This window comes from Hydrocoleum sp. CS-953, from assembly GCF_002260545.1.
In the GTDB taxonomy this organism is placed as follows: Bacteria; Cyanobacteriota; Cyanobacteriia; order Cyanobacteriales; family Microcoleaceae; genus Trichodesmium.
On sequence record NZ_LGSU01001440.1, the window covers coordinates 1 to 13,378 of the forward strand.

Here is a 13,378-nt window from a genome sequence, read left to right on the forward strand (position 1 = left end):
TTACAGCAGTTTCGGAGTTAGTGAGGTACAAATTTTTAGGACTTTAGGCAACAGATAATTAATTAAAGTGTACCTCACCATCCTAAAAAGTGCTGTAAATTGACAGAGTAGAAAGCTTTTCAAAAGAATGACACCGAAAAGCTTACTTCAATATCTCAAAAAAGTTCTTGATAATTTAGGAAAAGAATATGTAATTAATTTTGCTTATGTACTTAAAGCTAATAGCTGATAGCTAACTACTAACTATACTTTTAATTCTGGGAAGTCTCTGTTATTGCTTTTCTATGTTTGCAAACTGGTAGACTCCTTGCTACTCCCTATTTTTGATTTGAGATTTTAATTATGGATATGCAGCAAAAAAAACTCTCAGTTATCTTTATATAATAATCGCGAACTGGTAGACTCTTCCCTACTACCTACTCCCTATTCCCTACTCCCTATTTTTGATTTGAGATTTTAATTATGGATATGGAACCGAAAAAAAATTCTCAGTTATCCTTATATAATAATCACGGTAAACTGGTAGACTCTTCCCTACTCCGTAGGGACGTTGCATGCAACGTCCCTACCTCCCTACTCCCTAAACATAATATATATGAGGCTGAATTTCAAAATTTTGAAGAAAAAGTATCTCAAAAAGAAAATAAGATTTGGAAATTAATATGTCATCGTTTTTTCTTGATTTTTAGTGTGACAACTGCCGCAACAACTGGAGCATATTTCTGGAGTTTAAATCAGATTCCTATATATCAAGGAAAATTTCAAATATTAGTTGAACGAGTTATGGTGAAGAATTCAGCTAATAATCAATTAGATACAGATGAAAAAATATTAGGTACAAATTTTGGAGAAGATTGGGAAAAACAGACGGCAAAAATTATTTATGGTGATGAGAAAATAATTTATTCAGTGGCTAATCAAAATCAAGAAGATAATAATTATATCTTGGATTATGAGTCGCAAATTCAATTGCTGAAAAGTCCGCAAATTATGCAGCCAATAATTGCGGATATTCAAAAAGAGTATCCAGAAGTGAATTATAATTCCCTCTTTGAGAAACCAAGAAATAATTTTTTTAGTATAGAAAAAGTGAAAGTTCAAAGGTTGGGTGATACGAAAATCATAGAAGTTAGCTATAAAGATTCAGACACAAATAAAATCAAGTTTGTCTTAGATAAACTGGCAGAAAATTATCTTAAATATGGTCGTGAAGATAATCAGAGTAAGACTGGTAAAGGCTTGAAATTTGTTGATTCACAAATTCCTAAATATCAGCAAAAAGTTAAAGAAATGCGACAGGAATTACAGCAACTGCAACAAGAGTATCTATTTATTAATCCAGAAATTAAAAGTCAAGAAATAGCAGCAGAAAGGAACGCAATTCAATCTCAAAAACTAGAAAATAAAATATTACTTGACCAACAGCGATCGCTCCATACTATGGTGCAAAGTCAGTTGGGGATTAATCCAGAAGAAGCTTTGATAGCTTCAGCTTTAAGCCAAGCGCCAAGATATCAATCATTATTAAATCAATTACAAAAGGTAGAAACAACGATTGCTTTAGAATCAGCTCGTTTTAAAGATAAAGCACCTCAAATGCAAGCTTTATATAAACAGCGAGAAAAATTACTACCTTTATTAAATCAAGAGGCCGAAAAAGTTATTGGTAGAGATATTGAAGAAGTAAGTAAAAAGGCTTTAGCTTTTCAAGATTCTGTTCGCCTAGAATTAATTCACAAAATGATATTAGCTGCTAATCAAATAGAGGTGATGGAAGTTAGAGGTAAAGTATTGGATGCAGCGGAAGGTAAATTAAATAAATATGCTGAAAAAATGCCAGAAGTAGTCAGGCGTTACACGGAAATTCAGCAAGAATTAGAAATATCAAATAAAACGATTAAAGACCTGTTAGAAAAACAACAGATATTACAAATAGAAATTGCTGAAACAAAGTTACCTTGGGAATTAATAGCACCACCAGAATTATTAAAAAATCAAAACGGTGAGTTAGTAAAAATATCTCCAAATATGTTATTAAATCTTGCCTTGGGAGGATTAACAGGATTAGTATTTGGAATATTATTAGCTCAGTTGGGAGAGAAATTTAAGCAAGATGTTTTTGAGACACCAAAAGAAGTCAAAAAATCTATTGGTTTACCTTTGTTAGGAGTAATTCCTATACATGAACAAAGAATGTGGATGAATGATGAGTTGAAGGAAAAGAAAAGTTCAGCTTTGGTTTTATATCCCTCAGCTTTTCAAGAAGCTTTTCGCACTTTAAATGCTAATATTCGTCTATTAAATATAGAAAATCCGATTAATTCTTTCGTAATTAGTTCTGCCTTACCAGGGGATGGTAAATCTACAGTAGCAGCTCATTTGGCTCGCGCTGCTGCTGCTATGGGTCAACAGGTACTATTAATAGATGCTGATTTACGTTGTCCACAAATTCATAATATGATGGGATTGTCAAATCAGCAGGGGTTAAGTAGTGTAATTATTGATGGTATACCGATAGAAGCAGCAATTCAGCGATCGCCTGTGGATGAAAATCTGTTTGTCTTAACTTCTGGACCTATTCCTCCAGACCCTACAAAAATTTTGTCCTCAAGGGAAATGGGGCAATTGATTCAAGACTCAGCTAGTAATTTTGATTTAGTAATTTGTGATACAGCTCCATTACTGGGAAGAGCTGATGCTAATTTATTAGCAGCTTGTACTAATGGATTATTATTAGTAGTGGGGTTAGGCAAAACTGAGCGAGAAGCTTTAAGTTTAGCTCTAGATGATTTAAGTATGGCAGGTATACCAATGTTGGGTATTGTGGGTAATGGCGATCGGGCGGATTCTTATTATCAGCGATATTATGACTATGAGTATATTGAGCCTCAGTATGAGGAAATGAGGTAGGGTAGTATTCAATAATTAATAATTAACAATTAATAATTAATAATTACCTCTTCTGTAATAGAAGGATTGGGTTAAAAGAAATTTTTTTCTTCTCTTGGTCGATTGGATATGGGTTTAGCGTTCCGCACAACGCGCGTTTTTCATGTCGCGCAGCGTTAACGTTTGCGGAGCATTCCGTCAGGAAAGTTTTGCGGAACGCTAAACGCTACGCGAGATGTTTGCGGAGCATTCCGCAGGAAAACACGTAGCGTCCCGGAGGGAAAGGAGACCCGCTCTTTCAGAGCTGCTCCGCTTTATATGTTGCGAAGCAAAACGCCATCCCATCCTTCGGAATGCTCCGAAAACGACCGCTTTTTTCTCCATGAATGGAGAGGCTTTATACCTTAATTTTTCGGTAAAAAATTTTGGTAGTAGTGATACTGAATCCGTTTTAGATAGGAAGTTCTATGACGAGGGCAAGGCAGTTATTCTGGATTCAGAAGGTAGAAGAGTTAGAAAGTATAAAGTATTTGGAAAAAGTACCTTTACCAATGGATAATGGATAATTAATCAATTTGGTTNGCCATCCCATCCTTCGGAATGCTCCGAAAACGACCGCTTTTTTCTCCATGAATGGAGAGGCTTTATACCTTAATTTTTCGGTAAAAAATTTTGGTAGTAGTGATACTGAATCCGTTTTAGATAGGAAGTTCTATGACGAGGGCAAGGCAGTTATTCTGGATTCAGAAGGTAGAAGAGTTAGAAAGTATAAAGTATTTGGAAAAAGTACCTTTACCAATGGATAATTGATAATTAATCAATTCGGTTTACAGCCTCTGCTAATAATTAATAATTAATAATTGATAATTGATAATGAAAGAGTTTTGGAAATCTATAATTTTATCTCCCTATTTCTATCTAACTCGTTCACATGCTCTAATTATTCATTATCCATTATCAATTAATGAAAAATGCTCAAACTCAGTTAGGGATTATTTTTGACTTTTGACTTTTGACTTGCGCGTAGCGCTAGAGGTATTTTTGTTGATAATTAAAAAAATGTAAAAGATAGTTAAGAATTAATTGGTTTGGGTAGTCTTACAAACTAAGATGGAGTAGAAAGCTGAATCAAGTAAACAAAAACTGGCAAAACTATTAGATTAAATTAACATCAATTGTGAGAAAAAACAATAAGTTAAATCACACAAATAGTTAGTGCTAAAAAATTAAAGTTATTATGTTTATTGGATAACAACTTTATAAGTAAAAATGTCTTGATATTCATAAGTATTGAAAGTATTCAATTTTTACTTATGAGAGGGTAATTTTAGATTTTTGAGGAGAAGAAAAGATGGCGATCGCTACAATTAATCCAGCAACAGGGGAACTAATCAAAACTTTTGAACCAATCACAGATACCCAAATAGAAGCTAAGTTAGAATTGGCAGAAAAAACTTTTCGCCAATATCGTAAAATTCCCATGACCCAACGTGGAGAATGGTTATTAGTAGCAGCAGATATATTAGAGAAAAATGCTGAGAAATTTGGCAAAATAATGACTCTAGAAATGGGTAAAACTCTGAGTGGAGCGATCGCTGAAGCTAAAAAATGTGCTTTAGTCTGTCGCTACTACGCAGAAAAGGCAGCCGAGTTTCTAGCTGATGTCCCTGCACAAACTGATGCTAGTAAATCGTTTGTTCGTTATCAAGCACTTGGCCCAGTGTTGGCAGTCATGCCCTGGAATTTTCCTTTTTNAAAATGTGCTTTAGTCTGTCGCTACTACGCAGAAAAGGCAGCCGAGTTTCTAGCTGATGTCCCTGCACAAACTGATGCTAGTAAATCGTTTGTTCGTTATCAAGCACTTGGCCCAGTGTTGGCAGTCATGCCCTGGAATTTTCCTTTTTGGCAAGTTTTCCGTTTTGCAGCACCAGCTTTAATGGCAGGAAATGTGGGATTATTAAAACACGCCTCTAATGTGCCTCAATGTGCCTTAGCTATTGAAGAAATTTTTAAAGAAGCAGGTTTCCCAGAGGGTGCTTTTCAAACTTTATTAATAGGGTCTGATAAAGTAGCAGGTATTATGGCAGATGACCGAGTAAAAGCAGGAACTTTAACTGGCAGTGAACCTGCGGGTGCAAGTTTAGCAGCAACAGCAGGTAGAGCTATTAAAAAAACTGTTTTGGAATTGGGAGGTAGCGACCCATTTATAGTATTAGAAAGTGCTAATCTAGAAGAGGCTGTATCTACAGCAGTTACAGCGAGAATGCTAAACAGTGGCCAATCCTGTATTGCTGCTAAACGTTTTATCTTAGCAGAAGCTATCGCTGATGAATTTCAACAACGTCTGGTAGAAAAATTTGAGGCTTTAAAAGTAGGAGACCCTATGTTGCCAGATACTAATATTGGTCCATTGGCAACTCCATCTATTCTTCAAGAGTTAAATGCTCAAGTACAAGCTTCTGTTGAGAAAGGAGCAAAAGTTCTGACTGGTGGTCATTTTTTATCTGACCTTCCTGGAAGTTTTTACCCTCCTACAATTTTGGCTGAGATACCAATAGACTCCCCTGCTTATCAGGAAGAATTTTTTGGTCCGGTAGCTTTAGTCTTTCGAGTTGCTAATATTGATGAAGCAATAGAATTGGCAAACAATACTCCTTTTGGGTTGGGTGCAAGTGCATGGACTACAGACACAGCAGAAGCAGATAGGTTAATCTCAGAACTGGAAGCTGGTGCTGTTTTTATCAATGGTTTAGTTAAGTCTGACCCACGTCTACCTTTTGGTGGAATTAAACGCTCTGGTTATGGTCGGGAACTTAGCAGGGAAGGAATTTTGGAATTTGTCAATATTAAGACTGTTTGGGTTAAATAATTAATAAGTATTAGTAGTAGAGAATCTAGGCTAAGGCTAAAGTTGTAGTTCATTAATTGATAATGGATAATTAATAATGGATAATGGATAATTATTTTTGTTTTCGGCTGTCGCCGACATGAAACGCTACGCGACTTGAATTGCCTTTCGCTGCGCGACATGGAAAGCGGAGCATTCCGTCCGGAAATGCGGAGCATGACATAAGGTCAAGCTTTGCACAACGCTTTCGGCAATTATCAATTATTAATTATTAGCAGAGGCAATAAAGCTGAATTGATACTTAAGACCTCGCCCGACCAGGCGGGGTTTAAATCAATTATCAATTATCCATTGGTCAAGGTATTCTGGTAGATATCTCAGTTTACCTAATCTTCTTTATCTATTTCAAGAGTTTTAATTCTTCGCTCCTTCACTTATCCTTATGCTAGTAACTGATAGCTGTTTTCGGGTCACCGACATGAAACGTTACGCGACATGAAAAACGTAGTTACAACTCAGGAGGCTGACTGACATCTGAATGCTTACTTTAGAACAAACCTTATTAGATTGAATCTATTACCTAGAAAAAATTGATAAATAGCAAAAAAAATATTTATCAAATTTTTTATCTCTAAATCAAGAGTTTGATTTATAGCAGTTTTCACTTTCTTCTTGCATTACTTCTTCCTTCTTCCTTTAAACCCAAATCTCTGTACTCTAAAAAATATGAAAACTGCTATAACTTCCGAAGTTAGCTTTATTGAGTTAAATAGTTAGATAGAGAAACAGTTGGATATACCTTAATTATTTATTCTTGAAGAAAGTTACAGGNCCTTCTTCCTTTAAACCCAAATCTCTGTACTCTAAAAAATATGAAAACTGCTATAACTTCCGAAGTTAGCTTTATTGAGTTAAATAGTTAGATAGAGAAACAGTTGGATATACCTTAATTATTTATTCTTGAAGAAAGTTACAGGTTTGAGGTTATACCAAATTAAAATGAAGGTGCATAGAATAAATTTTCAATCATAATTGACCATATATCCGATAAATGAATTATTTTCATAATTCTGTGCAACTTCAGATAAAATTGGTATTATACCAGGCGCTATAAATATTTGCTACGAATCCCTCTTGCCTGTTAACTGTTACCTGTTGCCTATAACCAGAGTTTTATAACATTTTTAGAAAAAAATGGTATTAATAGTTCAATTGAATAAACGAAGATTCAACCCGCAACTAACCTTAGATACCATGAAGACCCTGGACTTAATAACCCAATTCCTCTTTTTTCAATACCTAAAATCTTGAGAGCATAGCATCAAGAAATAGTTGAACAAGCTTTTAACTGCTACCCCAACTATATCCCATTTTTAAATGTTAATTTTGACTTAGTTTTTTACCAGTTTTTATAAAAGGAGAAAAATCAAAATGAACACTGCAGAATTATTGGTTAAATGCCTGGAAAATGAAGGTGTAAAATATGTATTTGGATTGCCTGGAGAAGAAAATCTAAATATTCTAGAAGCTCTGAAAAATTCCCCAATTCAATTTATTACTACCCGACACGAACAAGGTGCTGCTTTTATGGCAGATGTCTATGGTCGTTTAACAGGAAAAGCAGGAGTTTGTTTATCAACATTAGGTCCTGGCGCTACTAATTTAATGACAGGTGTTGCTGATGCTAATTTAGATGGGGCTCCTTTAGTANAAGAAAATCTAAATATTCTAGAAGCTCTGAAAAATTCCCCAATTCAATTTATTACTACCCGACACGAACAAGGTGCTGCTTTTATGGCAGATGTCTATGGTCGTTTAACAGGAAAAGCAGGAGTTTGTTTATCAACATTAGGTCCTGGCGCTACTAATTTAATGACAGGTGTTGCTGATGCTAATTTAGATGGGGCTCCTTTAGTAGCAATTACAGGTCAAGTTGGTACTGATAGAATGCACATCGAATCTCACCAATATTTAGATTTGGTGGCTATGTTTTCCCCAGTAACTAAATGGAATGCTCAAATTGTTCGCCCTAGTAATACACCAGAAATTGTCCGCAAAGCATTTAAAGTAGCTCAACAAGAAAAGCCGGGTGCTGTTCATATCGATCTACCAGAAAATATTGCTGCAATGTCTGTAGAAGGGAAACCTTTGAATCGAGATAAGCGGGAAAAATCTTATTCTGCTTATCAGAGTATGACGGAAGCAGCAGTGGCAATTTCTAAGGCAAAAAATCCTGTAATTTTGGTTGGAAATGGAGCGATTCGAGGGCATGCAAGTGAAGCTTTGACAGAGTTTGCTACACAATTAAATATTCCTGTTGCTAATACTTTTATGGGTAAAGGTGTGATTCCTTATACTCATCCTCTATCTTTGTGGACAACAGGATTACAACAACGGGATTATATTAGTTGTGCTTTTGATCAGACAGACTTAGTTATTGCAGTTGGTTACGATCTGATTGAATATTCTCCAAAAAAATGGAATCCTCAAGGCGAAATTCCGATTATTCATGTTGGGGCAAAATATGCAGAAATTGATAGTAGTTATATTCCCATAGCTGAAATAGTTGGAGATATTTCTGATTCTTTGAATGAAATTTTGCGACGCTCGGAGCGGATCAATGAATTAAGTCCGACTGTTTCAGAAATTAGAAAAAATATGCGCTCTGAATATGAGGGATATGGTAAAGATAATGAGTTTCCAATTAAGCCTCAAAAACTAATTTATGATTTACGTCAAGTAATGGGGCCAGAGGATATTGTTATCTCTGATGTTGGTGCCCATAAAATGTGGATTGCTCGACATTATCATTGTGATAGTCCTAATACTTGTTTGATTTCTAATGGATTTGCCGCAATGGGTATTGCTATTCCTGGGGCGATCGCTGCGAAGTTGGTTTATCCTGACCGTAAAATTGTGGCAGCTACAGGGGATGGTGGTTTTATGATGAATTGTCAAGAGTTGGAAACTGCTTTGCGAGTGGGTACTGCTTTTGTGACCTTGATTTTTAATGATGGTGGTTATGGTTTGATTGAGTGGAAACAGGAAAATCATTTTGGCAAGTCTTCTTTTATTAAGTTTGGAAATCCTGATTTTGTTAAGTTTGCCGAGAGTTTTGGTTTGAAGGGTTATCGAGTTGAGTCTGCTGTTGATTTAATTCCTACTTTGAAGGAGGCTCTTGCTCAAGATGTTCCTGCTGTGATAGATTGTCCTGTTGATTATCGGGAGAATGTTCGTTTTACTAAAAAGTCAGGTGGTTTAAGTTGTTCTATTTAGGAAAAAGGAAGTAGCGATTAAGGTTTTTTTTCTGCAATCTAACTCTAAATTTACTGAATAATTAATTAACCTCAGTCTTGGATTGGCAAAGCCAGTCCAATTAACATAGCAGCCCTATACTAGCTATAGTCATTTCAAATAAAGATGAAACACTTTTTTTGCTGAAACCCTTTCTCAGGAAAGAAACACTCGTCCCAATCTTATTGAGAATGACTATATTAGCTTTTCCTTACGGAATGCTACGCTTGCCAGCATTTAGCTAGCCTCCTGGGTCGTAACTACGCGATTCAGCTAAAGATCCGAGGGTTTAAGTCCGCCACAAGAGCTTGAAAAATTAGTGGTGCGCTTTTTTGGGGATTTGAATCCCCCATTATACACCGTGAAAGGCTGATAGCTGTTAACGAAGTTCCGACCTAGGAGGCTAGCTGAGTCCTGAGTGCTACTTCAAACAATTCTCTCAACATAAGGAGATAAAAATGTTTATTGGAATGACAGAATTTGACGGAGTTTTTAATTTGTCTGTAAAAGCANTGAAAAATTAGTGGTGCGCTTTTTTGGGGATTTGAATCCCCCATTATACACCGTGAAAGGCTGATAGCTGTTAACGAAGTTCCGACCTAGGAGGCTAGCTGAGTCCTGAGTGCTACTTCAAACAATTCTCTCAACATAAGGAGATAAAAATGTTTATTGGAATGACAGAATTTGACGGAGTTTTTAATTTGTCTGTAAAAGCACTTGATTGGTTAATGGAATGGAATACAGAAGCAGAAATTGCTTCTAGTATATCTAAAACAGCACAAAAAGTTGTTGAAAAATTGATCGCTACACCTGGTATGACTATGGCTCATAGTAGAGACTTCAGCAGAGCAAGACGTTTGTTCACATTGAAAGATGGAACAACAGTTAAAGTTTTGACAAATCCAGTAGGGGTGAATCATGTATTTTTAGCAGATTCTAAGGAAAAAATGATATTTGGAGGCTATGTCGGTTGGGTTCATAATGAAAATTTCAATGAAGCTCTTAATGATATAAAGAAAGAATTTAGCTAGCCTAAATGTGCCACGTTGCAAAATGCTGTAAGATAGCTTCTATAGAACCCCTGAAAGGATCTATTTAAAATTATAAATTGAGAGTAGGAGAGTAGGGAAGTGGGGGAGTGTGGAGAGATGGGGAGATGGGGAGATGGGGTGTATTAGATATCTGGCACTCATCCAATCATCAAATCAATTATTACCCATTTTGTATCAATTAATTCTCCCTCCAACCTATTTTTTAGAGATACCAAATGGCTTCTATATAAAATGATTGTAACTTGTGTATTATTAACTTATTAGCTATGAATAAGAACTATAGCGCTATAGTAAAGAAGACTTTGATCGGAACAAGAGAAGCAGCTTTTTTATTAGGTATTTGTTGTCAAAGAGTCAGAACTCTACTCTCCCAGAATAGGATAAAAGGAGCTTATAAGCACAAAGGATTTTGGCAAATTCCCCTTTACAATAACATGCCTGTTGTCGTGCCAGGTACTAGAGGTCCAGAAGGTGTTTGGTCTAAGAGACTCCGAGAGAAGCCTACAAGAATTCATGTGAATCAACAAAAAATTAAGGCTAATGGCAAAAGAATTAAAAATGATCCTCAAATGACCCCGGAGCAATTGATGCCAGTAATCGCCCTAAAGCAAACTAATCGTAACGATTTGGGTTATCAGATGGAAATAGATGGCCCTTGTCGTATTGTTTATAAGCCTTATGACCCCTTACCTTGTGGCGCTCATTTGTGGATTGAGACCTATTATCCGGTGCAATTTGTGGATACTAAGTTTAAACCTATGACAGCTAGGCAAGCTTATAAATATGTTGCCAACCACTACTCTAAAAGGAAATTTTAGCGATTCTTGGTTGGCTTATTAACGGAAGTCGATTGCTATTAATTTTCTATTATACATAACAATAGGACTCTGTATTTGACTTTACAGAGAAAATTTATGGTGATTTGATTAAGGTTTGATACTCCCCCGGCTGAAGCACGAGGGATTCTTAAGCAATCCATGCATTGGATTCTTGAAGGCATTATCAATGTGCCACTACTGACTCCTTCGAGAGAAAACTCCAAAGTTGTCGCTACTTTTTTGAGGATATTGGCTGCACCATTCACATCGGCATTCACTAACAAACCGTTTTTGGTTTGATACACTCCTGGTTTAATTCGCTTTCCTGACGGTTTCCACTTATCGGGTTTTTCACCGATTTTGGGCAGAAAATCATCATCTAAAAAGCTAGCTTGCGAAGTATAAGATTCCTCGGTTTCAATAAATTCTATGCCGTGCAGTTCGCATAACTGACTAATCCGATCTTTGAGTTTAGCTGTTGGAATTTGCACAAACTTTTGGTTGTTTTTGGCTCCGATGTGAATACCATCTTTTTGCCTCTTATTCCATCCAAAAACAATCCGACCAATGCCATATCTTACGCAACGGTTAATAATTAATCTTGCTGCTTTGTTAACGGCATCACGCATTTGTCGGTTGCGTTTTTCAGTTATGTTTGCTAACTTTTTAGACCAGAATCCTTGAGGTTTGTTCTCTTTAATTGTTGCCACTTGTTTGTTGTACCATTGGTTTTTCGACTTAAGGTGTTTACCATCAATGATAAAACTTGTCCCTATATTGCTAACGCAAGTCAACCAATTGTCAACCCCGTGGTCAACACCTAGAACTTGATCTTTGTCAAGTTGAGATTTTTCAACTTCTAATTGATAAACCCATTCAACATAAAAGCAACCATTACGAGGTAGAATCCTTATTTCCCGAATTTTTTTAAATTTCAAATTGCTTGGGAAATCTAAGAAAAAACTGTCAATTTTAAATACTGCTTTAACCTTTCTTCCCAGAGGGACTTTAACTGTACCATTTTTCAGCTTTAAAGCTTGTTTAGGATAAGTTATAACTCCTAGTCCTCCCTTTTTTCGATATTTGGGAAGTTGAGGTTTATTTTCAAGTTCTCCTAAATAGTGTTTGTAGGAAACCTTCTTGTAGGACTTAAAAGACTCTGTTACTCCTCTCAAGGTTTGCTGTGCTGCTTGAGAATGAAGAAATTGATAATTATGATTTGACTTTAATTCCTTCTCTAAGTCGTGTTTTCCCGTGATGTATCCTAATTTAAAATACCATTGTCTAGCTAAATAAATCCCGCAATTAATAAGTTTGTTGGCTGTAGTACATAAGTATTCTAAAAACGGGATGCTTTCTGGATTTTTAATTAACTCTTGCTGACATCCATACATCTTTATCACCTCCATGTTCTTATGATAACATTAAAGAATAGAAGATTTTTTTGAGCATCATATTTGAGGAAATATTTGTGAGATATTGCCTCCAAATTATGGACATTTTCTACCCCTACCTAAGCAACTTCAGTTGAAAAAGTAGAAGGAAAAAATATGGTTACCATAAATACCATTTATTGACATTAGTTTGATTTTTTTGAGAGTTATATTCAAGTAAATATTCCTGAGCTCTAGCCTCCAAATCACGAAAATTTTCTACCCCTACCTAAGCAACTTCAGTTGAAAAAGTAAAGGAAAAAAATTAGTTTACCATAAATACCATTTATTGACATTAGTTTGATTTTTTTGAGAGTTATATTCAAGTAAATATTCCTGAGCTCTAGCCTCCAAATCACGAAAATTTTCTNACCTAAGCAACTTCAGTTGAAAAAGTAGAAGGAAAAAATATGGTTACCATAAATACCATTTATTGACATTAGTTTGATTTTTTTGAGAGTTATATTCAAGTAAATATTCCTGAGCTCTAGCCTCCAAATCACGAAAATTTTCTACCCCTACCTAAGCAACTTCAGTTGAAAAAGTAAAGGAAAAAAATTAGTTTACCAAAAATATCCTTTCTTGACATTAGTTTGATTTTTTTGAGAGTTATATTCAAGTAAATATTCGTAAGCTATCGCCTCTAAATTACGCAAGTTTTCTACCTCTAATTTACCAACCTCAGTATCAGTAGATAAGAGAATAACTTGATGACTAGCAGTAGGGAAATAACGTTCAACTAAATTTTGACGATGAGAAGAATCTAACCTACCTAAAGGTGTATCAATAGCCACAGGTAAATGTCTCCCAGAAACTCTTGCTAAACCCCATAAAAAAGAAATTGCTAAAAGCTGTTTTTCTCCAGCAGATATTCGATGTTTAGGAACAAGTTGCCCTTGATTATCATAGAGAGAAAGAGCAAAATTATGAGTATCAATAGCCACGCGATGAACTAAGTCTGATTTATGTAAAAGATAACGGAAACATTCAGTAACTTCTATCTCTAATTTATTCAGCTTTTTCAGAGTTAACTTATCCTTAAAT

6 protein-coding genes and 3 pseudogenes are annotated in these 13,378 nt (G+C 35.5%); 7 read left to right on the plus strand and 2 right to left on the minus strand.

Translation table 11 applies throughout. The features are described 5' to 3' along the window. The first annotated feature begins 462 nt into the window (after positions 1–462). From AFK68_RS30020 to AFK68_RS30050, 7 genes and pseudogenes are all read left to right on the plus strand, one after another. The gene (locus AFK68_RS30020; protein ID WP_246844550.1) at positions 463–2,910 is read left to right on the plus strand and encodes a polysaccharide biosynthesis tyrosine autokinase; all 2,448 of its coding nucleotides are present in this window, start codon (positions 463–465) and stop codon (positions 2,908–2,910) included. A 1,330-nt stretch (positions 2,911–4,240) separates the two neighbouring features. Next, on the plus strand, positions 4,241–4,643 hold a 403-nt coding region (locus tag AFK68_RS42850), incomplete at its 3' end, for an aldehyde dehydrogenase family protein (protein ID WP_143438433.1). Position 4,644: 1 nt separating this feature from the next. Continuing rightward, positions 4,645–5,758, plus strand: a pseudogene (locus AFK68_RS30035) (NAD-dependent succinate-semialdehyde dehydrogenase); the annotation flags it as partial. A gap of 1,410 nt (positions 5,759–7,168) precedes the next feature. Beyond that, on the plus strand, positions 7,169–7,447 hold a 279-nt coding region (locus AFK68_RS35775; RefSeq protein WP_246844551.1), incomplete at its 3' end, for a thiamine pyrophosphate-binding protein. Between the two features lies 1 nt (position 7,448). Next, positions 7,449–9,013 (plus strand): annotated as a pseudogene (locus AFK68_RS30040) (acetolactate synthase large subunit); the annotation flags it as partial. 680 nt (positions 9,014–9,693) lie between these two features. Continuing rightward, a complete protein-coding gene (locus AFK68_RS30045; protein ID WP_094677595.1) occupies positions 9,694–10,062 on the plus strand; it encodes a hypothetical protein in 369 nt (122 codons plus the stop codon). Positions 10,063–10,349: 287 nt separating this feature from the next. Continuing rightward, entirely contained in the window at positions 10,350–10,901 is a 552-nt protein-coding gene (locus AFK68_RS30050; protein ID WP_168186712.1) for a hypothetical protein, read from the plus strand. A 38-nt stretch (positions 10,902–10,939) separates the two neighbouring features. Here the strand turns inward: AFK68_RS30050 and AFK68_RS30055 are convergent, their stop codons facing one another. Both AFK68_RS30055 and AFK68_RS30060 read right to left on the minus strand, forming a co-directional pair. Then, complete coding sequence (locus AFK68_RS30055) at positions 10,940–12,295, minus strand: RNA-guided endonuclease TnpB family protein (RefSeq protein WP_210407693.1); 1,356 nt, start codon at positions 12,293–12,295, stop codon at positions 10,940–10,942. Positions 12,296–12,897: 602 nt separating this feature from the next. Continuing rightward, positions 12,898–13,378: pseudogene (locus tag AFK68_RS30060) on the minus strand (DNA sulfur modification protein DndD); the annotation flags it as partial.

What these genes read in the sequence shown, in the direction of transcription:
- AFK68_RS30020 (WP_246844550.1), top strand. Translation starts at nt 463, where the DNA reads ATGGATATGGAACCGAAAAAAAATTCTCAGTTATCCTTATATAATAAT.
- AFK68_RS30045 (WP_094677595.1), top strand. Translation starts at nt 9,694, where the DNA reads ATGTTTATTGGAATGACAGAATTTGACGGAGTTTTTAATTTGTCTGTA.
- AFK68_RS30055 (WP_210407693.1), bottom strand. Translation starts at nt 12,295, where the DNA reads ATGTATGGATGTCAGCAAGAGTTAATTAAAAATCCAGAAAGCATCCCG.
- AFK68_RS30050 (WP_168186712.1), top strand. Translation starts at nt 10,350, where the DNA reads ATGAATAAGAACTATAGCGCTATAGTAAAGAAGACTTTGATCGGAACA.